Here is a 24,885-nt window from a genome sequence, read left to right on the forward strand (position 1 = left end):
ATCAAGGATGATATTTATTTTATATACATTAGCATTCATTGTTTGCTTACCCACATTATCCTGTTTAGTCTTTTTTATAACTCTAGTCTTGAATGTCATATTTACAAAGAAAAAAACACTAAAATATTTAAAACTAACACTATTTATTCACTTTGTTCTTTTATAGCACCTTTTATGTTTATTTTCTTGTATTCAATAAATAGTATGGAGATGATAATTTAAAGTAGATATATTTGAAGTATACTATAGAGTAAATTATATTGGGGAAATATGTAAACGAACCGGTTGATTTTATAGTGGATTAACACTTCATAGAGAATATAATCAAGAACAAAAACAGTCAATAGGTGTGAATTTTTTTAAAGACGGATCTGTTGCTACTAAAAAAAGAAGTATACAATTCAATAGTTAAACCTTAAAACAAGAAATATTATTCAAAATCAATGAATTTCCTATCTTATTAGTTTTAACAATATTTATTCTCATAGAGTTTGTCCAATTAAATATAGATGATTCAAATATTTATAAGCATACAAAAGAGCAGTAAGACATTTTCTAATAGAAAATAACTTTACTGCTCTTTGTACATTACTCATCAACTATTGTAAATTAAATAATAAATAACTACCTATTTTATTATTCAGCTAAAAAATGCTCTGCTAAATATTTTGCTGCGCCATCCTCTTCATTCGTGTATGCCGTTACATCTGAAGTTAATGCTTGGATTTCAGGGCGTGCATTTTTCATAGCAACTGTATAATGACCAAATTCAAACATTGCTCTATCATTGTCGCTATCTCCAATAACTAACGTTTCTTCTTGATGAATACCAAAATGTGCAATCATTTCTTTAATGCCTGTACCTTTATCAGTTTGATAAGCCATTGTTTCCGCATTAAATCTTGATGAATTTGAAACACTAATCTGTAGTTGCACATGATTTTGCTTTAATTCATCTCTAAATGCTGTTATTTTTTCTAAATTAGAACTGAATAGATAAATTTTTGAATATTCACCTTCAGGAAACTTAGTTACCCAATCTATCTTACCAGCAAGCGCATCTTGTCTTGAAGACCATTCACTATGACTTACGCCATTAATAGGATCTTGACTACGAATCATATCTCGCATCCATGTTTCATCTTCTTTTAAAGAAACTCTATTACCTTCAAAAGGAAATACCTCATAATAAATTTGTTGGCGCTTAGCTAAATTAGTAATTTGTTGCACTTGAGCCAATGATAAACCATGCTTGAAGATAATTTCTCCATCTACTTCTCCAATTGTTCCATTTGAACTAATGATGCCATTAACCGCAAAATCTTGAGGTACAAGTTGATGTATTTCAGAATGCGAACGTCCTGTTGCCAAAAATACTTTATATCCTTTCTCTCTCAATTGATTAATGACATCTTTCGTATACGTTGATGCTTGATTATTTTCATGTAAAATTGTTCCATCCATGTCCAAAAATATTGCTTTTACGTTATCCATATTGCCCTCCACTGTCCATTTTATCTTAATTAAATTTTGTCATTATTACTTATTATTTGCAAAATATTTACTCTAACATTGCCATAGAAAATCGATTATTCCATCTTTGAACTGCTACATTTTTCTGGAAAAATCGTGACATGTTTTCAGAAGTTAATATGTCTTCTACAGCGCCTTGTTGAATACTTTGGCCATCTTTTAGCAGTAAAATTTTGGAAAAGTTAGCAGTTATTTCTTCAATAAAGTGCGTCACATAAATCATCGCAAGCGTTGGATATGAATCTGACAATGAGTCAAGTATACTTAACAACGATTCTCGTGCAATAAAGTCTAAACCAGCTGCTGGCTCATCTAAAATTAAAACCTGGGGTTGCCCCATTAAAGCTCGTGCAATCATCACTCGTTGTTTTTCACCGGTAGATAAATAACCAATATATTGTTGCGCTTTAGCAGACATTCCAACTAATTTAAGTAATTGATGTGCTTCATTACGTATCTCATCATCAATATCTTGATAAACACCAATTGATTTAAAGGCACCGCTTATCACCACATCGATTACTCTTTCACCCTCTTGAAACTTTTCCAGTAAACTATGAGATACAAAACCTATATGTTGTCGTACAGTCTCTGCAGAATACCCTACCTTGCCTGGCATTTTACCGAAAAGGTTAACAGTTCCAGATGTTGCAGGCTCATACGCATTTAAAATATTTAGAAGTGTTGTCTTGCCAGCACCATTCAACCCATATAATATCCATTTATCACCTTTAGCAATTTGCCAAGAAATCTTTTTTAAAATTGTTTTTCCTTGCTTCATTCGCCCAATTTGATCTAATTGAATTAACATGCGAGGTCACCCCTTTATTGCTACTCCATACTTCTCATAAAATCATATTAACATAACACCCTTAATTGTCAGACTATTTAAATAAATAAAACACTTCATTTTTACGCATTTCTGCCAAATTAAGATGAAGTAAAAGCTAAGTCGACCTAAAAAAGCACCCTTCTAGTCGATTAATCTAAAAGGGTGCCATATACTTTAATTTTAATACATGATTGATTCTAAAAAAGTGAATTATTCCACAGTAACTGATTTAGCAAGGTTACGTGGTTTATCAACATCTAAATCTCTGTGTAATGCTGCATAGTATGAAATTAATTGTAATGCAACCACTGATACTAATGGCGTTAACAATTCATGTACATGAGGAATGACATAAGTGTCGCCTTCTTTTTCAAGACCCTCCATAGAAATAATACATGGATGTGCACCACGTGCTACTACCTCTTTAACGTTACCACGAATTGATAAATTAACTTTCTCTTGTGTTGCTAAACCTACAACTGGTGTACCTTCTTCGATTAAGGCAATTGTACCATGTTTAAGTTCTCCACCAGCAAAACCTTCTGCTTGAATGTAAGAAATTTCTTTAAGTTTTAACGCACCTTCTAAACTTACGTTATAGTCAATAGTACGTCCGATAAAGAATGCATTGCGTGTTGTTTCTAAGAAATCTGTAGCAATTTGTTCCATAATTGGTGCATCGTCAACAATTGCTTCTATTGCTGTTGTTACTTTTGCTAATTCTCTCAATAAATCAATATCTGCTTCACGACCATGCTCTTTTGCAACGATTTGAGACAAGATTGATAATACTGCAATTTGTGCAGTATATGCTTTTGTAGATGCAACTGCGATTTCAGGACCCGCGTGTAATAACAATGTGTGGTCTGCTTCACGTGATAAAGTTGAACCTGCAACATTAGTGATTGTTAATGATTTATGACCTAATTTATTAGTTTCAACTAATACGGCGCGGCTATCTGCAGTTTCACCTGATTGAGAAATATAAACGAACAATGGTTTTTCAGATAATAATGGCATGTTGTAGACAAACTCTGATGCAACGTGTACTTCAGTTGGTACGCCAGCCCATTTTTCTAAAAATTCTTTACCTACTAAACCTGCATGGTAGCTTGTACCTGCTGCAATAACGTAAATGCGGTCTGCTTCTTTAACATCATTGATGATGTCTTGATCAATTTTCAAGTTACCTTCTGCATCTTGATATTCTTGAATAATACGACGCATTACTGCTGGTTGTTCATGAATTTCTTTTAACATGTAGTGTGCATAAACACCTTTTTCAGCATCTGATGCATCAATTTCAGCAATATATGAATCACGTTCTACAACGTTTCCATCTGCATCTTTAATAATAACTTCATCTTTTTTAACAATAACGATTTCATGGTCATGGATTTCTTTATATTCGCTTGTCACTTGTAACATTGCAAGTGCGTCTGATGCGATAACATTGAAACCTTCACCAACACCTAATAATAATGGTGATTTATTTTTAGCAACATAGATTGTGTCTTTGTCTTCAGCATCTAATAAACCTAATGCATATGAACCATGTAATAATGACACAACTTTTGTAAATGCTTCTTCAGTTGAAAGTCCTTGATTTGAAAAGTATTCAACTAATTGAACGATAACTTCTGTATCTGTTTCTGAAATGAATGATACACCTTGTAAGTATTCACCTTTTAACTCTTCATAGTTTTCAATAACACCGTTATGAACTAGAGTAAAACGGCCATTTGATGATTGATGTGGATGAGAGTTTTCATGATTCGGTACACCGTGTGTTGCCCAACGTGTGTGACCGATTCCAACAGGTCCATCAAAATCGCTACTATCAGCAACTTTACGTAATTCTGCAATACGACCTTTTTCTTTAAATACAGTTGTATTATCATCATTTACTACTGCGATACCTGCAGAGTCATAACCTCTGTATTCTAATTTTTCTAAACCTTTTAATAATAATTCTTTGGCATTATCATAGCCAATATAACCAACAATTCCACACATAACGACATTTTCCTCCATATTGGAATAGTACGCGTAAATTATGATTTATTGCCGATAATTTAGATTGACAATCTGCTTTCATAATATAAATAGGAACATGCTATCATCGCATTCATCCATAACAAATTAAGCATAGTTATTTTTACAACTATACAAATTGCTCACACTGTACTTTCCATATTAATATTTTTTATATTCAATTTCTGGCGATCTTATTAACTTTGTCCATTAAGTCACCCTAATGTTTTACTTAATAAGCTAACGAATGAGCCACATCCGGGATAGCATCCGCCGATCTATTCGATCACTATCCTCCTCGTCTACAAATACATATATTGCACTCTATAAAGGCCACTCATATATTAACCTTTAATCTTCAAATACAAATATTTATTTGCACAGGCGCTTTAACTGTACTGCCGAACTTTCCCCCTTTCCATTAATCATTATTGTACAACGGTGTTGTTTTGTTTTGCAAATATTTTCACAATAAAATTTTAAAAATCCTAAAACAATTTTTTTGTTTTACTTTTTCAAAATATCTATACTGTCACATTGATGACACTTTATTTAATTTTGTCACATTTATTTTGACAAAGTTGATTTTTGTTTATATTGAGTAACAAGTAACCTCTCTATACACTATATATAGTCACATATATTAAAAAAGAGGTGTAAACATGTCACAAACTGAAGAGAAAAAAGGAATTGGTCGTCGTGTTCAAGCATTTGGATCATTCTTAAGTAGTATGATCATGCCAAACATTGGCGCTTTCATCGCTTGGGGTTTTATCGCGGCCATTTTTATAGATAATGGATGGTTACCTAACAAAGATTTAGCTACTTTAGCAGGACCAATGATTACTTATTTAATCCCATTATTGATCGCATTTAGTGGTGGTCGTTTAATTTATGATTTACGTGGTGGTATCATCGCAGCAACAGCAACTATGGGGGTCATCGTTGCATTACCTGATACACCAATGTTACTTGGTGCAATGATTATGGGTCCACTTGTTGGTTGGTTAATGAAGAAGACCGACCAATTGATTCAACCTAGAACGCCGCAAGGTTTTGAAATGTTATTTAATAACTTTTCTGCTGGTATTTTAGGATTTATCATGACGATTGCAGGATTTAAAATTTTAGCACCACTTATGAAATTTATTATGCATATTTTATCAGTGGCAGTTGAAGCATTAGTACATGCACACCTACTTCCACTTGTAAGTATTTTAGTAGAGCCTGCAAAAATTGTATTTTTAAACAATGCGATTAACCATGGTGTATTCACACCGCTTGGTGCAGATCAAGCTGCAAAAGCTGGTCAATCAATTTTATACACAATTGAATCTAACCCTGGACCAGGTTTAGGTATCTTACTTGCTTATATGATTTTTGGAAAAGGCACTGCAAAAGCAACGTCATATGGTGCTGGAATTATCCACTTCTTAGGTGGTATTCATGAAATTTATTTCCCATATGTATTAATGCGTCCTTTATTATTTATCGCTGTTATTTTAGGTGGAATGACTGGTGTTGCAACTTATCAAGCAACAGGATTTGGATTTAAAAGTCCCGCGTCACCAGGTTCATTTATAGTTTACTGTTTAAATGCACCTAGAGGTGAATTCTTGCACATGTTACTCGGTGTCTTCCTTGCTGCACTTGTATCATTCGTTGTAGCTGCTTTAATTATGAAGTTCACTAGAGAACCAAAGCAGGATTTAGAAGCTGCGACAGCTCAAATGGAAAATACTAAAGGGAAAAAATCAAGCGTTGCTTCTAAGTTAGTATCTTCTGATAAAAATGTTAATACAGAAGAAAATGCTAGTGGTAATGTTAGTGAAACATCTTCATCAGATGATGATCCTGAAGCGCTATTGGATAATTACAACACTGAAGATGTTGATGCACACAATTACAATAATATAAATCATGTTATTTTTGCCTGCGATGCGGGTATGGGTTCTAGTGCAATGGGTGCAAGCATGTTACGTAATAAATTTAAAAAGGCGGGCATTAATGATATTACAGTTACAAATACTGCGATTAATCAATTGCCAAAAGATGCTCAATTAGTTATCACTCAGAAAAAACTAACTGATCGTGCTATTAAACAAACACCAAATGCCATCCATATTTCAGTGGATAATTTCCTTAATTCACCAAGATATGAAGAACTTTTAAATAATCTAAAAAAAGATGATCAAGCATAATAATTAAATAAATTAAAAAATGGAGGATACCGCCATGTTATTGAGTACACGTGAAAAAGAAATGATAGCCCTATTGATTAAGTACCACGGTCAATATATCACTATACACGACATTGCTCAGCAACTTGCGGTGTCCTCTCGTACTATTCACCGTGAATTAAAAGGTGTTGAAGCATATTTAACTTCATTTTCATTAACTTTAGAACGCGCAAACAAAAAAGGGCTACGCATTGCTGGCACAGATTCTGATTTAAACGATTTGAAGCAATCGATTGCACAACATCAAACCATTGACTTATCTGTTGAAGAGCAGAAAGTAATTATTATATACGCTTTGATACAAGCCAAGGAGCCAGTTAAACAATATAGTTTAGCGCAAGAAATTGGCGTTTCTGTCCAGACTTTAGCAAAGATGTTAGATGATTTAGAGCTTGATTTAAATAAGTACCAACTATCTTTATCTCGAAAGCGTGGCGAAGGCATTTACTTGGTAGGTACTGAATCAAAGAAACGTGAATTTTTAAGTCAATTAATGGTGAATAACTTAAATAGTACTAGCGTTTATTCAGTAATTGAAAATCATTTTGTCTTTCATTCATTAAATCAAATCCACAAAGACTTTGTTGACTTAGAGCGCATTTTTAATGTTGAAAGACTATTAATGGACTACCTAAGTGCCTTACCCTACCAACTTACCGAATCAAGTTATTTAACTTTAACTGTCCATATCGTGCTCTCCATTTCACGTATAAAAAATGGAGAGTATGTCGCATTAAACGATGATATTTATGATTCTGTACAAAACACATTTGAACACAAAGTAGCAAGCGAACTTGCTGATAAACTTGGTCAAATATATGACGTCACGTTTAATCAGGCAGAAATTGCTTTCATTACTATCCATTTACGTGGAGCTAAACGAAAAAATCTTAATGATACATCATTAAATAATCGTTGTGAAGAAAACAAAATTAAAGCGTTTGTTAACAAAGTAGAAATGATTTCCGGTATGACATTTGCAGATTTGGATACTTTAGTAGATGGACTGACGCTACACCTTAATCCTGCAATCAATCGTTTGCAAGCTAATATCGAGACCTATAATCCGTTAACAGACATGATTAAGTTCAAATATCCAAGACTATTTGAAAATGTAAGATTAGCTTTAAATGATTGTTGGCCTGATTTGATTTTTCCAGAGAGTGAAATTGCTTTTATAGTTTTACACTTTGGTGGCTCGATTAAAAACCAAGGTAATCGATTTTTAAACATATTAGTCGTTTGCAGCAGTGGTATGGGAACTAGTCGTCTATTATCAACTCGTCTAGAGCAAGTTTTTAGTGAGATTGAGCGTATTACACAAGCATCAGTCAGCGATTTGAAGTCACTAGATTTAAGTCAATATGATGGCATTATTTCTACTGTGAATTTAGACATCGACTCCCCCTATTTAACGGTAAACCCATTATTACCAGATAGTGATATCAGTTATGTCGCACAGTTTTTAAATACAAAGTCTACGTTCCAAGAGACGCATGATAAATCATCAAACATGATTGATAAGGATGATGTTCATGTTGAAACGAAAGATGTTGATGGCAACACATCTTTTGAAAATGAACAAACTTCATACTTAACTTCAGTTTTCGAAAAACATTTAAGTGACGAAAAATCAGAACAATTATTGCATCATATGCGTTCGGGTTTAACTTTGCTTGATTCAGTGAAAATAGTTAGTACCGAAGTTAAACAGTGGCAAACATATATCGCAGATTATCTATATCAATGCGATGTAATAAACGATCCAACGTCATTCGCTGAACTACTAGAGCAACGATTGATTGACAATCCAGGATGGATATTAAGTCCATATCCTGTTGCAATACCACACCTAAGAGACAATATGATTAAACACCCTATGATTCTAATCACAGTTTTAGAAGAACCGTTAACATTGCCTAGTATTCAAAATGACAATCAAACAATTAAATATATGATTTCCATGTTTATTTCTGACAATGATTTTATGGCATCACTGGTAAGTGACTTGTCCGAATTTTTAAGTTTGAAATTAGAATCTATTGATACTTTTATGGAAAATCCACAGGAACTTGAAACATTATTAAGAAACAAATTTTTAGAACGAATTAAAAAACAATTTATTTAGGAGTGTACAAAATGAGCGAATTATTTAGTAATGACAATATCTTTTTAAATGTAAATGTTAACAGCCAAAATGAAGCAATTGAAAAAGCAGGTAAAGCCTTAGTTGATAGTGGTGCTGTAACAGATGCTTATATTCAAGCAATGAAAGATCGTGAGCAAGTCGTATCAACATTTATGGGAAATGGCTTAGCAATTCCTCATGGCACAGATGAAGCTAAAACAAATGTGATTCACTCAGGTTTAACATTATTACAAATCCCTGAAGGCGTTGACTGGGATGGCGAAGTAGTTAAAGTTGTCGTGGGAATTGCTGGTAAAGATGGCGAACATTTAGACTTGTTATCTAAAATTGCAATTACATTTAGCGAAGAAGAAAATGTGGATCGTATCGTTCAAGCAAAATCTGCAGAAGAAATTAAACAAGTATTCGAGGAGGCAGATGCATAATGAAAGCAGTTCACTTTGGTGCTGGTAACATAGGTCGTGGTTTCATTGGTTATATTCTTGCAGACAACAATGTTAAAGTAACATTTGCAGACGTCAATGAAGAAATCATTAATGCTTTAGCTCATGATCATCAATACGATGTTATTTTAGCTGATGAGTCTAAAACAACGACGCGCGTGAATAATGTTGATGCAATTAATTCAATGCAACCTTCTGAAGCGTTGAAACAAGCAATTCTAGAAGCTGATATTATTACAACAGCTGTTGGTGTTAACATACTACCTATTATTGCTAAATCTTTTGCGCCTTTCTTAAAAGAAAAAACAAACCATGTTAATATTGTTGCTTGTGAGAATGCTATTATGGCAACTGATACATTGAAAAAAGCAGTACTTGATATTACTGGCCCTCTTGGTAACAATATTCATTTTGCTAACTCAGCAGTTGATAGAATTGTACCATTACAAAAGAATGAAAATATATTAGACGTTATGGTTGAGCCATTTTACGAATGGGTTGTTGAAAAAGATGCATGGTATGGTCCAGAACTAAACCATATTAAATATGTTGATGATTTAACACCATATATTGAGCGTAAATTATTAACTGTGAATACAGGACATGCATATTTAGCGTATGCTGGTAAATTTGCAGGTAAAGCTACAGTTTTAGATGCAGTTGAAGATAGTTCAATTGAAGCTGGCTTACGCCGTGTTTTAGCTGAAACTAGTCAATATATTACTAATGAATTTGATTTTACTGAAGCGGAACAAGCTGGTTATGTTGAAAAAATAATAGATCGTTTCAACAATTCTTATTTATCTGATGAAGTAACACGTGTCGGACGAGGTACATTACGTAAAATTGGCCCTAAAGATAGAATTATAAAACCATTAACATATCTTTATAATAAAGATTTAGAACGCACTGGTTTATTAAATACAGCTGCATTGTTATTGAAGTATGATGATACAGCAGACCAAGAAACTGTTGAGAAAAATAATTACATTAAAGAACACGGTTTAAAAGCGTTTTTAAGTGAATATGCTAAAGTTGACGATGGCTTAGCCGATGAAATAATTGAAGCGTACAATTCACTTTCATAATTTATTGAGCTTTGTTTGAAACAAGAAGTTTCCAACGTTATTCGTTAACAATCAGTAATAATGTAGTAGTTCCCTTGAATTAACAATATTAAATTTCTGAACATAAAAAATACTCCCTTCAACATAGACACTTAACTTGTGTTATGTATGAAAGGAGTATTTTTGCGTTAATAATTTGTTTTATTTTCGAGCCACAGCCACCTATTCAATGGCTATTGGTCATTACTAAAACAAATTCATATTAACTGTTAGACTTGGTTACTTAGTAAGGAATATTTCCCTATGAAATAACTAGATGTTCACATTCTTGAATAAATTTTATTCTTCAGTTTGTTGGTCTTTCTTAGTGAATCTTCTAATTAAGAATGCCATACCTGCACCTAGAGCTAATTCAGCATATGGTAAATCGTCATTATGTGACATACCAGTATCTGGTAAAGTTTTAGCTTGTTGTTTAGCTTTATTAACTTTTCCTTGTTGAGCTGATTTTGTCTTAGCTTGGTGGTCGTCAGTGTTAGTTACATTAAGCATATCTTGATTAGCACTATTGCTTCCATTTGAAACTGTAGCTGGAGATGCATTGGCACCGTCGTTTTGCGTAGCTTTATTGTTTGCAGCTGAACCAACTGATTTTTGCGTATCATTAGTATCTGCTGTTGCCGTATCATCTTTTTGGCTAACATTAGTTGAAGTCATTTTTTCTTTTGCTTCAGAAGATGCAGATGTTGATGGTTTATTCGAAACTTCAGTATCAGCTTTGCTTGGCGATTTATCTGCTTCGTTAGATGCAACGTTAGTTTCAGACTTAAGTTGTCCTGCATCAGTTTGATTTGTCGTACTTTCTTCTTTATCTTTTGATGTATTAGAAGGTACATTTGGTTCTGTTATGTCTGCTGAAGGCAATGTTTCAGTTGTTGATTCAACCATACTTTGATTTGTTGAATCACTACCATCTTTTTCTGCCTTAGCTTTATTTTCAGATTTTGGTTGTGCAACCTTGTCATTAGTTGATTGAGATTCAGCACTATTATTTACTTCAGCATTTTGTTTTGAATCATTTACAGATGCATTATCTTTGCTATCAGCAGATGATGCTGCTTCTGTGCTCGCAGTTGTTGGAGCCGTTGCTGTTGATCCTGTTGGTGCATTCTCGTTTGTTGCTGTAGTTGTACTATTGTTATTTGTTGTGCTTTCTGCTGGCGTTGCATTATCAGTTTCTGTTACAGGTTTATCAGTTGTGCCGTTATTAGTTGATTCTACTTCTGGTTTACTAGTTACATCGTTATCCATTGTCGGACTGTTTGTTGATGCATCTACACTAGAATTGTTATTAGCTTGCGGTTTATCATTTGCATCATCAGTTGCTGATGTTGCTGTTGTTTCACCTGTTGCCGCATCACTATTATTTGGTGTTGTCGGAGAAGCGTCTGCTTTGCCATTAGCTGTCGTCTCAGATACGTTAGGTTGTCCAGTATTTTCTGGTGTTGCATTAGCATTTGAATTTGCTGTTGCATCATTATTATCTATACCATTATTAGTATCATTAGCATCTGGATCATTCTGAGGCACAATCGCTTCAATTGCAGGTATCGTTACATTTTGTAATTCAGCAACTTCTGCATTTGTTTGTGTTTTATCTAATTTATCAGCAAATCTGTCAAAATATCTACCTAAATCCGTACGTGCAATTTCTTTCGCCGATGCATCTGCATCTGCATTTTTAATTATTTCTATTTGCTTGTTAACCACTTCTCTGATTGCTTCCAAAGCATTTTTCTTAACTTCAGGATTAATACGTTGTGCTTTAAGTTGTTCAAGCGCACTATTTTTGACAGTAGCGATTTCTGCATTTGTAGTTTGATCAGAAATATCTTCAGTTGCTTTTGATAAAATGTCTTCTAAAGCATTCGTAAACGCTTCTTTTTCTTCAGTTGTAGCATCAGCGTTGACATTTACACCTGCTTCAATCTGGTCTAGTGCAGTTTCTAATTCTTCGATAGCTTTTTGTTTTTCTGTTGAGTCGATTTGAATGTTATCAAATGCTTCAAGTCCTTGAGCTTTCGCTTTTTCAACTTCAGCAGTTGTTGTTGCATCAGTAATACCTTGTTTAGCTTGATCTGTAATTTGTTTAATCATTGCTAATGCTTCAGTTTTTTCTTCAGCAGTTAACTGGTCACTTTGATCAATAGATTCTTTCGTATCTTCTGCTTTAACTTCAATAGCTTGGTTCGCTTTAGGTTTAACAGTAGCATCTACTTGAATAGCATCAATTGCTGCTTTACCTTGTGTTAATGCATCATCAACGTCACCATTATCCACACCATTATTAATGCTTTCTAATGCAGTTTGAACATTTTGGTCAACTTGCTTAATTGCTTGTTGCTTTTCATCTTGTGTTGCATTAGTGTCAGCTGAAATATTATTTTTCTTCTGATCTGCATAAGCATATAAATCTGTTGTAGCTGATTCTTTTTTACCTGTTGGAATTGTGTAATCGTTAATATTATCTAAGTCATTATGAATTTGAACTTCAATGTCATCTTTAGAAGTAGCTTGATTAACATTTTGATCCGCAGTTTGTTTTAATTCAGCAAGTTTTTGTTTCGCTTCAGCAATTTCACTTGAAGTCGATGCGTTAGAGTTATCCGCTTCGTTTACTTTAGCATTATATGCATCTTCAATTTTAGCTAAAGCATCTTTTTTGTACTCACTAAATGTTTTAACTGCATTAATTTTAGCTTTTCCTTCTTTAACTGCATTATCAACATATTCATTTGTTGATGATTGATCGACATTTGTTTTCGCTTGATTTAATTCAGTATCAACTTCTTGTTTTGCATCATTAATTTCTTGTTGTGATGCATTTGGTGTTTGTTCTATTTGTGTTTTCTTATCAGCTGCAGCTTGATCTAATTCTTTTTTACCTGCTGGTTTCTTAACAGGATTTGCATGAAGTTGTTGAACTTTTTGTACTGCTGTATCTTTAGCAGTAGTTACATCACCTGTAGTAGTTGCTGCATTAATATTATTTAAACCTTCTTCATATGCTGCTCTAACTGGTCCAATATCGTTACCTTTTTCTTCATTAGTAGTCTCATTATTATTAAGTATTTCAGTTATTTTATTTTGCATTTCAGTTAGCAATTCCGCTCTTGCATTCGTTTTAACATCTGTTGATGCTTGAATTGGGTCAATTGCTTGAATTGCATTATCTTTTGCAGTGTTTACATCATCGATTGACTGTGCATTTTCAATATTTTGATTACCTTGTGTTAATTGTGCGTCTACTTGTTGATTTGCTTGTTCTTTTTCTTCAGTAGTCGCATCTGCAGTTTGTGCAATAAGCGCTTTTTGTTCGTTTGCTTTTGTTGCTAATTCATCTTTCGCAACATCTTTAATTGTTGTATCTGCAGTAATACCTTGAATATCAGCAACTGCTTGATCTTTAATTTGCGTAACATCATTAGTTGTTTGTGCATTTAAGATATCTTGATACGCTTTTTCTTTAGCTTTTAAAACTAAATCTTTTGCTGCATTTTTCTCTTCAGTTGTAGCACCAGTTGTATTATCAATTGCTTGATTTTGAGTTGTCACAGCTTGATCAACATCATTTTTAGCATTTGATTTAACCGCTGTTGCTGGTTGCGTGCTTTGAATTGAATTCTTTCCAGCGTCTTTCGCCTGATCTACACCATTATCATCAGTTGCAGCTGTAATATTATTTTTCGCGTCTGTAACTGCTGTTGCTAATTGTTGAATAGCTGCTTCTTTTTCTTCTGTTGTAGCGTTCTGATCATTATTGATAACATTTGTTTGCGTTGCTTGTAATTGATCAATTTCATCTTTAGCCGCTTGTTTCTTCACAACTTTTGGTGTTACCGCATTAATCGCTGCTTCTGCATTTGCTTTAGCTTCATCAACTTGTGCGTTAGTAGTTGCTGCTGAAATGGCTTGATTTGCTTTACCATTTTCAGTATTTGCTTCAGCATCAGCTGCTTGTTTTTCTTCATCTGTTGCATCTGGCGTAGCTTGAATCTCTTGCAATTTGTTATTTAAAATTGCTGTGATTTCATTACGTGCAGTTGCTTTTTTATTAACTGTTGGTGTTACTTGATCAATACTATTTTCACCTGTCGTTTTCGCTTGGTCTACATCATTTTGACTATTAGCAGCTTCAATGTTGCTATTTGCTTGTGTCACAGCATTATCTACGTCCGCATTAGCCGCTGCAATTTCTTCAGCAGTAATGTCTTGCGTTTGAGCGATTGCTGTTTTACGTTCATTCGCTTTCGTAGCAATTGCTTCTTTCGCATTATCTTTAGTTGTTGTTGCTGGCTGAATCGCTTCAATTTTAGCAATTGCTGCTTTTTTAGCCGCTTCAACTTCCGCATTTGTATGTGCTGCATCTATTGCGGCATCAGCTGTTGTTTTTTCAGTTTGAACTTGTTGTTTAGCAGCTGCTTTTTCTTCAGTTGTTGAGCCGTTATTTCCATCAATTGCTGTTTCTTGAGCTTGTACTTTATCTGCAATTGCTTGTTTTGCTGCTGGTTTAACATTTGCATCAGGTGTAATGGCTGCGATTGTAGCTTCATTTGTAGTTTTTGCATTATCCACATCATTGTTTGCTGCAGCATTATCTATATCAGCGTTTGCAGTAACTACTGCTTGATCCACTTTGTCTTTCGCTGCTTGTTGTTCTTCAGTAGTCGAATCATTCATTGCTTCAATTGCTGTTTTACGTTCACTTGCTTTTTGAGCGATTTCCGCTTTTGCATCCGATTTCTTAGTTGTGGCAGCTTGAACTTGATTAATTGCAGCAATACTATTGTCTTTAGCTGTTGTTACATCACTGTTTGTATTTGCAGCATCAAGATTTGTTCTTGCTTCTTGCTTTTTAGTATCTAATTCTGTATATGCAGCTTGTTTTTCTTCTGTAGTTGAAGCATTGCTATTTTGAATTTCTTGTTTACGTGTATTATATGCGTTTTCTACTTCCGTATCAGCTGCAGGTTTAACTTTTGCTTGTGTTTGAATTGCATTGATTTTATCTAATACTTTTGATTTTGTATCAGCAACTTCCTGTTTTGATTTAACAACTTGGATGTCATGTAAACCTTGCTTTTGAGCTGCATCTACTGCTGCATCAGCTTCTGCTACTTCTTCATTTGTTGCATTTGAAACTGTAGCATTTTGAGCTTTTCTAGCTGTTGCAGCTTGTTTAACTTCATTATAGGCATCCATTTTTGTTTGCGTAGAGTCAGTAATATTTTCAATTTTTGAGATTTCTTCGTTTTTAACTCTTTCTAAATCTTGTGCAGTCGTTGTCGCTTCAATTGCTTTAACACCAGAAACTTTAGCTGCATTAATACGTTCAATAGCTTCCGCTACTTCTTCATTTGTTGTATCAGGATTTAAAGGTGCTTGATCAATTTGTGCTTGAACAACTTCGTCAAATTCTTCAAGAGCTGCTGCTTTAGCTGTTGTAGCAGGTGTAGTTTGATTAATATCATTGATTGCTTTTGTTTTAATGGCTTCTACTTGTGCATTTGTTGTTGCTGCATCAATATCTTTAATTGCCTTTGTTTCAATTTTACCAATTTTATCATTTGCTACATCTTTTTCATCTTGTAATGATGCATTTGACTTTTTAATTTGTTGTTTACGAGTTGTAACTGCTTGGATAATATCTTGTTTCGCTTGAGGTTTAACTGTTGGTGTAATCACATCTTGTTCTAACACTGCGATACCATTATCTTTTTCAGTTGTGACACCTTGTGCTGTAGTTTGTTTATTAATTTCTGCGATTGCATTATTTTTATCATTGTTAATTTTAGTTACAAGTGCTGCAACTTCATCTTGCGTAACTTTTTTACTTTGTTGTGCTGCTGTAACCTTTTCTTGAGCTTTAGTATCTAATTCAGCAATTGCTGCTTGATTATCAATTAATGCAGCTTGTAATTTAGTTACTAAACCATCAATATCCGCTTGAGATGCACGATTTGCAGTTTTAACATGATTCGCATCTTCATTTAAAATAGTATCTGCTTGTTGTTTAAGTTTATTGTATTCTGCAATTGATGCTGTTGTGTAATGACTATTATCAACTTGTGAGTTTACTTGTTGTTGCAACGCATCTTTGTTCATTTCAACCGCTACTGAAAATGGATCTGCAGTTAGTGTAACTTCTGGTTGCGCATTATTAATTACAACATCTGAAGCAGTACGATATGTTAATTTTTCATTAAAATCAATATTTTTAGGTGTATCGATATTCGCAACATTAACTTTATATGATAATTTTAAAGATTTATCTGGGAATAAAACTTCTTTAGTGTGTGTACCACGTGCCGTTGTCACACCTTGGCTTGTAAATGTAACTTTATTTGCATTTTGATCATAATTAACAGTCATATTTTTCAATACTGTACTGTCTTCATTACCATTAGGGAATGTTGTAGTTAATGAATTATTAACGTAAGTTACACCTTGTGGTAATGTTACTTCATATTTAAATTGATCTGCTTTTAATGAAGCACCAAAATTACCATTGTTACCGATTTCAGTATTAATAGTATATTCTTTATTGTTAGTTGCTTTCGGTGCTAAATCTCTATTTTTGACATATAAATGTGATCCTGAGAATAGACCTACATTATCAATGAATGAATAGTATTTATAACCATCTTTATTTGTTGTAATTCTTGAAGCATCAGCAACTGCTGTATTGTCAGGAATAAATTGTAAATCTAAACGATCAGCATCAGTTGGTACTTTAAATAAATGTGCAGTACCAGTCTTAGCAACATTTACAGTTGCTAATTCAGTATTTTTCTTAGCATCTTTAATAACTAAATTTGTTGCACCTTGCTTACTATTCGTTTGCATAGTAGTAAAGTTAATAATTAATTCTGAATCTGGTTTTACATTTACAGTTTTTGAAATACCGTTAAAGTTACCATGATCTGTAGAATCATTTGCATTCACACGACCTAATGCAGCCACGTTTCCTTTAGCTTGATAGTTTTGAGGGTTATTCTTATCAAACATATCGCTTCGTCTTAATTCTGAGTTAACGAAACCAATCTTACCGTTGTTAATTAATGAATAACCATTTACTTTATCTGTAACAGTTACAGTTGGATCCTGTCTATTCTCATCTGTTGATATGGCAGGATCATCAAATGTTAATGTCGTATTAATACTGCCTTCACCAGTATTGCTAGCATTTGGATCTTGAGTTTGTGCGTTTGCTGCTACAGGTGCTGCTGGTTGCGCTGCTGCTGGAGCATTCGCTGGCTGTGTTTGATTTGCCGGTGTTGCATTATTATTAGGTGTTGCTTGGTTATTTCCTTGACCTGCTTGGTTTGCCGGTGTTGCTTGATTTCCAGGTTGTGCTTGTGCAGCGTTATTCGGATCAGCTTGATCACCTTGTCCAGCTGGTTGTGTATTTGGTTGTGCTGCTCCTCCTGCTGGATTAGCCTGTCCACCTTGGTTTGCTGGTTGTACTGCTGGTTGTCCTTGGTTGGCAGGTGCAGCTGGCTGTGCTGTAGGATTAGCTTGAGCACCAGCATTTGCGTTAGGCTGTGTATTGGCATCAGCTGGTTGTGCTGGTTGATTTTGTGCAGGCTGATTTTGCTCTGCTGCAGACGCTGTTGTCGGGTTAGTAGATATAAAAGTAACAGTGGCAATTAAAGCTGAAAAAATACCGACATTAAATTTTCTGATACTAAATTTTTGTTGTCTGAATAAATTCATTAAGTCATCCTCCTGGTTGATTATTCTCGCTGTTAAATGATTTCACTTAATCAACTGTTAAGATAAGTAGTAGCATCTGCGTTAAAAACACAAAGCAACTCTATCTAATTAAAATTAATTTTATCATCATTATATATTGAGTACCAGTGTATTTTATATTACATATTGATTACTTTGTTTTTATTTTGTTTATATCATTTTACGTTTGTACTATAAATTATTTCTACAAACACAAAAAACCGATGCATACGCATCGGCTCATTTGTAATACAGTATTTATTTATCTAATCCCATTTTATCTTGAACCACATCAGCTATTTGTTGTGCAAATCTTTCAGCATCTTCATCAGTTGCTGCTTCAACCATGACACGAACTAATGGTTCTGTTCCAGAAGGTCTTACTAAAATTCGACCTTCTCCATTCATTTCTACTTCTACTTTAGTCATAACTTCTTTAACGTCAACATTTTCTTCAACACGATATTTATCTGTTACGCGTACGTTAATTAATGATTGTGGATATTTTTTCATTTGTCCAGCTAATTCACTTAGTGATTTACCAGTCATTTTTATTACAGAAGCTAATTGAATACCAGTTAATAAACCATCACCAGTTGTATTGTAATCCATCATAACGATATGTCCAGATTGTTCTCCACCTAAGTTATAATTACCGCGACGCATTTCTTCTACTACATATCTGTCGCCAACTTTAGTTTTATTAGATTTAATTCCTTCTTGTTCAAGCGCTTTGTAAAAACCTAAATTACTCATAACAGTAGAAACAATCATGTCATTATTCAATTCTTGATTTTTATGCATTTCTTGACCAATAATAAACATAATTTGGTCACCGTCAACGATTTGACCATTCTCATCTACTGCTATGATTCTGTCTCCATCGCCGTCAAATGCTAACCCAAAATCACTTTCAGTTTCAACTACTTTTTCAGCTAATTTTTCAGGATGTGTAGAGCCACATTTCTCATTGATATTATATCCATCAGGACTACATCCAATTGTTTCAGTATCTGCTTCTAAGTCACCAAATAAGAATGGCGCTAGTGATGATGTTGAACCATTTGCACCATCTAAAGCAATTTTCAAACCTTCAAAGTTAACATCTACTGTTGATTTTAAATAGCTCAAATATTTTTGTGCCCCTTCAAAGTAATCTGAATAATGTACAATATCATTGCCAACTGGTCTTGGTAATTCTGGGTTTTCTTGATCCAATAATGCTTCAATTTCATTTTCTTGTTCATCTGATAGTTTAAAACCATCTGATCCAAAGAATTTAATACCATTATCTGCAACTGGATTATGAGAGGCTGAAATCATTACACCTAACTCTGCACCCATATCGCGTGTTAAATATGCAACACCTGGTGTTGAAATAATACCTAATCGCATCACTTCTGCACCAATTGAAATCAAACCAGCTATTAATGCTGATTCTAACATTTCACCTGAAACTCTAGTATCGCGACCTACAAGTACACGTGGGTGTTTTTCACCTTTATTATGTGCTAGAACATAGCCACCGTATCTTCCTAATTTAAATGCCAATTCAGGTGTTAGTTCTTGGTTTGCGACACCTCTTACTCCGTCTGTACCAAAATATTTTCCCATTGTTTACTCTCCTTTAATTTAGCTATTTATTTTACATTTATATAAGCCTTCGTTTCACTTGGTTGTGCTTTAGTGACATGTTCTGGTAAATTGATTTTTACAGTCTTTTCAGTTGATTCTGAAATACCATCTAAATCTACTTCTGCATCAACTTCGCTTATATTTTGTAAGTCATCTCGACTACCGAAGATTTCAATTTCTTTATCTTCTAAATCAATCGAACTTAACTCTTTATCATCTGCTAAACTACCTTTCTGTTTAACATTTACTTTAACCTTTTTGCTAAAAGGCTCTACTTTAACTTGTAAATTCACTTCATTAGGTTGAATCGATACATTTAATTTATTCAGTTTTTTATCAAAAGCCGTTACTTCTGCGACATCTTTTGTGTCACCATTAATCTTTTTATTAGTTTTAAAAGTGGCTTTTAAATAAGCGATATCATTCAATTGTTCTTCTCCACCTGTTACTTTAACTGTTTGTGGTGAAACTTCTTGCTTTGTAATTTTATAAAGTGGATCAATATCACTCTGACTTACATCAGGTTGAACTGTCATCTTTTTAGTTACTTTGTTTTCAAGCGTAATATTTGCTAATTTAGGTTTTACAGAATAATGAATGTCATCAGCTAACCCTTTAACTTGATACTTCTCTTGATATTTTCCAGCTTTAGCATTTGATAAATCAATCACTACTCTTAAATCTTCTGGATTTTCAATTTTTATTATCTTTGATTGTGGTCCTGAAATAGTCACATTAACTGTTTCAGGCGCTTTTGTTAAATGCAAATCTTTAGTGTTATAAAGAATTTCAACGGGTACATCTTGAATCGTTTTACTAGACTTTTGACCAAGATTACCAGTGTTAAAGATATTTCCAAAAACATTGTTAACAGATAAAAAGAAAAACAATGCCAAAAGAAAGGCAATAAATCTCAAGCCCCATTTACTTTCTAGCATATTATTTCACACCTTTCTTTTGAAAGCGTGTGCCAAACCAATGTTCAGCAAGCAACTCTTCAAAAATTTCGTTTGAAATGTCTCGTCGTAATTTTCCATCAAATGTTACCGAAATATCACCAGTTTCTTCAGATACAATAACGGTAAATGCATCAGATACTTCTGAAATACCAACCGCAGCTCTATGTCTTGTACCCAAACTTTTAGATATCTTAGGACTATCAGACAATGGCAAATAACTTGCTGCTGCTGCAATCTTCGTGCCTTGAATAATCATTGCACCATCATGTAAAGGTGTGTTAGGTATAAAGACATTAATTAAAAGTTCTTGCGAAATATTTGAATCCATTGCAATACCTGTTTCAATATAATCTTGAAGACCTGTTTCTTTTTCAAAGACAATTAATGCACCTATACGTCTTTTAGCCATATATTGCACAGCCTTTGAAACCGATTGAATCAATTTCTCTTCATCTTTACTATACGTATTAGAAGTATAGCGTTTTAAAAAGCTACCTCTACCAAGTTGTTCTAACGCACGTCTAATTTCTGGTTGGAATATTACTATTAAAGCTAATACCCCCCATTGAATAACGATATCGAATAATTTAGATGTTGCAGTCAAGTTCAATATCATACTTATCTGCTGACCAATAACAATTACTAATATCCCTTTAAGTAATTGTATCGCTTTAGTTCCCTTAAAGACCGTGATGAGAAGATAAAGTACATACCAAACTATCAGTAAATCAAGGATACTCGTTACAATTTTTAACGTACTGAGGTTTTGAAAAAAGTTGGAAAAATCCATAACATCTCCTCCGGGTAATATTTTTCCATAATACCCATTATACCAATCATTTACATCACTGTCATACGAACATATATTTAAATAGAAAAAATTTATTTTAAAGATTATAACTACTCTTAATCATTTTAGTGAATTAAAAAAAGTAGTGCAAAAAGCAAAATATACTTTATACACTACAAATCATTTATTTATAATAAAGTTTCACCAAAAAATGTTCCAACTAATGAAACCGCTTGTTCAGCAGTATGATTATTACTGTCAATCAATGGATTTACTTCAACTAAATCCATTGAGGAAATTAAATGTGATTGATGCAGTAATTCCAATGCAAAATGGCTTTCTCTATAACTAAGACCACCCAAAACTCTAGTACCAGTGCCTGGCGTTTCAAGCGGATCTAAAGCATCAACATCTAAAGATAAATGAACGCCATCAACATTGCGTGACTTCAAATATTCTATTGTATTTTCAATTACTTCCTTTATCCCCAATTTATCAATATCTGACATAGTAAATGTTTTAATATTATGATCTTTGATAAATTGTCTTTCACCTTTATCTAAATCTCTCATACCAATTAGTACGATGTTTTCTGGCTTGATTACATTACTATTTAATTCTAAAAGTTCTTTGGGACCTTCGCCTGTCAAAATCCTTAGAGGCATACCATGAATATTTCCACTTGGTGACTCTTCAGGTATATTTAAATCACCATGTGCATCATACCAAATAACACCTAAATTATTATAATGTTTACTTATTGCTGATACTGAACCTACCGCAATAGAATGATCTCCACCAAGAACTAGAGGAAATCTGTTATTTTCAATTGATGCTGAAACCTCTTTATTTAATTTTTGATTAACATCTATAATTTCATCATAATTTCTTAATCCTTTTTGTTCACTATGAAATTTTTCAATGTTCACAGCAGGTACCTTAATATCCCCCTTGTCATATACATCAAGGTCTAATTGCTTTAATCTTGAAATTAATCCAGCATATCTAATTGCTGTTGGTCCTAAATCAACACCTAATTTTCTTTGTCCAAATGTTGATGGTGCACCTATAATATCAATTGCTTTTGTCTTTGTCATAAGCGTCCCCCTTTGCTCTATGTAATTAAAGAATAATGTATGCGCTTACCATTATCAAGCAATAGCTACACATATAATCTGTTTATCTTATTACTTCATAAAAAAAGGTTCTTCATCTTTTATGGTGGGAAGGTAAAACTTCCTGCTTTTTTTAATACACAAAAAGCGCAATTGCCTCTATAATTTAAAGTGACCAAACCCAAACTAAAGGAGACAAGTGCGCCTATGTGTAATGATACCTTAGAATTACTAAGAATAAAAGATGAAAATATAAAATATATAAACCAAGAAATTGACGTCATTATCAAAGGAAAAAAAGCAACAGTGGTTAATGCTGTACTAACGTATAAGCCTTCGGCCTGTTATTGTTGTGGAGTTAAAAATGAAGGACAAATTCATAAACATGGTAAGCGTGTTTCTCGTATTACTTTACTTAAAACTCAAGGGTATAACACATACCTCAACTTAGCTAAACAACGTTTTAAATGCTTAGAATGCAATGGCACTTTTACTGCTAAAACGTCAATTGTTGATGAGTCGTGTTTTATCTCAAGATGTGTTACTCAAAAAGTTATAGAAGAAGCTACTAAAGTTAAAACAGAGATTGATACTGCAGAAGATAACTGTATCTCTCCATCTACTGTAAGTCGTATTAGAACTAAAGCGGCTAATTCATTACGAATTAAACCCTTTAATTGTTTGCCAGAACACATCGCTATGGATGAATTTAAAAGCGTTAAAAATGTAACTGGATCAATGAGTTTCATTTTTATAGATAATGATACTCATGATGTTATAGATATTTTAGAAAATAGAACTACAAGATTCTTGCGTGCCTATTTCGAGCGATTCGATTTAAAAAATCGACAACAAGTTAAGACGGTTACTATTGACATGTATGAACCCTATGTCCGATTATTTCGCGACCTATTTCCTAATGCAGCTATTATTTTTGACAGATTCCATATCGTTCAACATTTAAATAGAGAACTTAATAAGTATCGTGTACAAGTTATGAATGAATACCGTAATAAAAAAGGACCTGATTATACAATTTTTAAGAATAACTGGAAAGTCCTATTGATGGATACTAGTAAAACCATATTTAGTAAATACAGATGGAATAAATCTTTTAAGGCTTATAAACGCTCATCTGACATTGTAGAATTCATGCTTTCAAAAGACGATATACTACGACACTCCTACGAACTTGTCCAAGGATTACGAAAAGACCTAAGGTTATGTAATTGGCCTAAATTTATTAATCGTTTAAATTCAGTTAGTAAAAAGTCTGTGAGTAAGGGTGTATGGAAAGTGGTTAAATATTATAGAAAACATCAAAGGATGTTAAGAAATACAATTTATTACCCAGCATTTAATAATGGTGCTATAGAAGGAATTAATAATAAGATAAAATTAATCAAGTGAATTTCTTTTGGTTACAGAAATTTCAACAACTTTAAAGCACGTATAATGATGATTTTCAGCTTGTACAAAGGAGAAAAAAAGAAGACAACCAAGCCCAATAATGGACTGGCCGCCTAATAATAAAAGCTCTAAAAGTTGTATTTTAAAAATAGTTCTTTAAATTATATACCCACCACATTTGGTGGAGAACCTAAAAAAAAGCACTTCCCAAAAATGGAAAGTGCAAGTAGTGAGCCATAGAGGATTCGAACCTCTGACCCTCTGATTAAAAGTCAGATGCTCTACCAACTGAGCTAATGGCTCTAATGGCTGGGCTAGCTGGATTCGAACCAACGAGTGACGGAGTCAAAGTCCGTTGCCTTACCGCTTGGCTATAGCCCAATATATAGATGGTGGAGGGGGGCAGATTCGAACTGCCGAACCCGAAGGAGCGGATTTACAGTCCGCCGCGTTTAGCCACTTCGCTACCCCTCCAGCTTATTCATATAATTTAATAATCAAAATGGTGGAGAATGACGGGTTCGAACCGCCGACCCTCTGCTTGTAAGGCAGATGCTCTCCCAGCTGAGCTAATTCTCCAAAATAATGACTCCTACGGGACTCGAACCCGTGTTACCGCCGTGAAAGGGCGGTGTCTTAACCGCTTGACCAAGGAGCCATGGCTCCACAGGTAGGACTCGAACCTACGACCGATCGGTTAACAGCCGATAGCTCTACCACTGAGCTACTGTGGATTAATATTATGCCTGGCAACGTTCTACTCTAGCGGAACGTAAGTTCGACTACCATCGACGCTAAGGAGCTTAACTTCTGTGTTCGGCATGGGAACAGGTGTGACCTCCTTGCTATAGTCACCAGACATATGAATGTAATTTATACATTCA

General features: G+C 33.9%; 13 protein-coding genes, 6 tRNA genes, 1 rRNA gene and 1 pseudogene. 6 read left to right on the forward strand and 15 right to left on the reverse strand.

Going from position 1 to position 24,885, the window contains the following annotated elements:
• Positions 1-636: 636 nt before the first annotated feature.
• The 3 genes from AA076_RS10900 to glmS form a co-directional block, all read right to left on the reverse strand.
• Positions 637-1,494, reverse strand: a complete 858-nt coding sequence (locus tag AA076_RS10900) for an HAD family hydrolase (protein ID WP_000370924.1) — start codon at positions 1,492-1,494, stop codon at positions 637-639.
• A gap of 67 nt (positions 1,495-1,561) precedes the next feature.
• Complete coding sequence (locus tag AA076_RS10905) at positions 1,562-2,344, reverse strand: ABC transporter ATP-binding protein (protein WP_000908177.1); 783 nt, start codon at positions 2,342-2,344, stop codon at positions 1,562-1,564.
• Positions 2,345-2,575: 231 nt separating this feature from the next.
• Positions 2,576-4,381, reverse strand: coding sequence for a glutamine--fructose-6-phosphate transaminase (isomerizing) (gene glmS, locus AA076_RS10910; RefSeq protein ID WP_000334465.1), 1,806 nt, complete (start codon positions 4,379-4,381; stop codon positions 2,576-2,578).
• A gap of 680 nt (positions 4,382-5,061) precedes the next feature.
• Here glmS and AA076_RS10915 point away from each other — a divergent pair.
• The 4 genes from AA076_RS10915 to AA076_RS10930 are packed head-to-tail and all read left to right on the forward strand — an operon-like array spanning position 5,062 to position 10,319.
• Complete coding sequence (locus AA076_RS10915) at positions 5,062-6,600, forward strand: PTS mannitol transporter subunit IIBC (protein WP_000083807.1); 1,539 nt, start codon at positions 5,062-5,064, stop codon at positions 6,598-6,600.
• A 34-nt stretch (positions 6,601-6,634) separates the two neighbouring features.
• Positions 6,635-8,767 carry a BglG family transcription antiterminator gene (locus AA076_RS10920; RefSeq protein ID WP_000927363.1) on the forward strand — a complete coding sequence of 711 codons (2,133 nt, stop codon included), beginning with the start codon at positions 6,635-6,637 and terminating at the stop codon, positions 8,765-8,767.
• 11 nt (positions 8,768-8,778) lie between these two features.
• A complete protein-coding gene (locus tag AA076_RS10925) occupies positions 8,779-9,213 on the forward strand; it encodes a PTS mannitol transporter subunit IIA (protein ID WP_001292149.1) in 435 nt (144 codons plus the stop codon).
• Positions 9,213-10,319: a mannitol-1-phosphate 5-dehydrogenase gene (locus tag AA076_RS10930; protein WP_000648719.1), complete on the forward strand. Its 1,107-nt coding sequence runs from the start codon at positions 9,213-9,215 to the stop codon at positions 10,317-10,319. The genes AA076_RS10925 and AA076_RS10930 overlap by 1 nt, the downstream gene beginning before the upstream one ends.
• A gap of 318 nt (positions 10,320-10,637) precedes the next feature.
• Here AA076_RS10930 and fmtB read toward each other — a convergent pair whose 3' ends face one another.
• The 5 genes from fmtB to rocF all read right to left on the reverse strand — a co-directional run bounded on the left by fmtB (position 10,638) and on the right by rocF (position 22,573).
• Positions 10,638-18,074 carry an LPXTG-anchored DUF1542 repeat protein FmtB gene (fmtB, locus tag AA076_RS10935; protein WP_001048281.1) on the reverse strand — a complete coding sequence of 2,479 codons (7,437 nt, stop codon included), beginning with the start codon at positions 18,072-18,074 and terminating at the stop codon, positions 10,638-10,640.
• Between the two features lie 276 nt (positions 18,075-18,350).
• On the reverse strand, positions 18,351-19,706 hold the full coding sequence (gene glmM / locus AA076_RS10940) for a phosphoglucosamine mutase (protein ID WP_000521491.1): 1,356 nt from the start codon (positions 19,704-19,706) through the stop codon (positions 18,351-18,353).
• Positions 19,707-19,732: 26 nt separating this feature from the next.
• Positions 19,733-20,665, reverse strand: coding sequence for a CdaR family protein (locus AA076_RS10945; protein WP_000894032.1), 933 nt, complete (start codon positions 20,663-20,665; stop codon positions 19,733-19,735).
• Between the two features lies 1 nt (position 20,666).
• Positions 20,667-21,476, reverse strand: coding sequence for a diadenylate cyclase CdaA (cdaA, locus tag AA076_RS10950; RefSeq protein WP_000347896.1), 810 nt, complete (start codon positions 21,474-21,476; stop codon positions 20,667-20,669).
• Positions 21,477-21,664: 188 nt separating this feature from the next.
• Positions 21,665-22,573 (reverse strand): arginase, encoded by a 909-nt coding sequence (gene rocF / locus AA076_RS10955; RefSeq protein ID WP_000167867.1) that lies wholly within the window; start codon positions 22,571-22,573, stop codon positions 21,665-21,667.
• Positions 22,574-22,798: 225 nt separating this feature from the next.
• On the opposite strand from rocF, the pseudogene AA076_RS10960 reads away from it, so the two are divergent.
• Positions 22,799-24,118: pseudogene (locus AA076_RS10960) on the forward strand (ISL3-like element IS1181 family transposase).
• An 18-nt stretch (positions 24,119-24,136) separates the two neighbouring features.
• Positions 24,137-24,241, forward strand: a complete 105-nt coding sequence (locus AA076_RS15440; RefSeq protein WP_001790739.1) for a hypothetical protein — start codon at positions 24,137-24,139, stop codon at positions 24,239-24,241.
• Here the strand turns inward: AA076_RS15440 and AA076_RS10965 are convergent.
• The 7 genes from AA076_RS10965 to rrf all read right to left on the reverse strand — a co-directional run bounded on the left by AA076_RS10965 (position 24,232) and on the right by rrf (position 24,860).
• A tRNA-Lys gene (locus AA076_RS10965) sits at positions 24,232-24,304 on the reverse strand. The two genes, AA076_RS15440 and AA076_RS10965, sit on opposite strands and share 10 nt — an antisense overlap.
• 3 nt (positions 24,305-24,307) lie before the next feature.
• A tRNA-Gln gene (locus AA076_RS10970) sits at positions 24,308-24,382 on the reverse strand.
• Positions 24,383-24,391: 9 nt separating this feature from the next.
• A tRNA-Tyr gene (locus tag AA076_RS10975) sits at positions 24,392-24,475 on the reverse strand.
• A gap of 29 nt (positions 24,476-24,504) precedes the next feature.
• A tRNA-Val gene (locus AA076_RS10980) sits at positions 24,505-24,580 on the reverse strand.
• 7 nt (positions 24,581-24,587) lie between these two features.
• Positions 24,588-24,659, reverse strand: a tRNA-Glu gene (locus AA076_RS10985).
• A 1-nt stretch (position 24,660) separates the two neighbouring features.
• Positions 24,661-24,735 (reverse strand) — tRNA-Asn (locus AA076_RS10990).
• 10 nt (positions 24,736-24,745) lie between these two features.
• Positions 24,746-24,860, reverse strand: a 5S ribosomal RNA gene (gene rrf / locus AA076_RS10995).
• Positions 24,861-24,885: the final 25 nt, after the last annotated feature.

It is taken from the genome of Staphylococcus aureus (assembly GCF_001027105.1).
Classification (GTDB): Bacteria; Bacillota; Bacilli; order Staphylococcales; family Staphylococcaceae; genus Staphylococcus; species Staphylococcus aureus.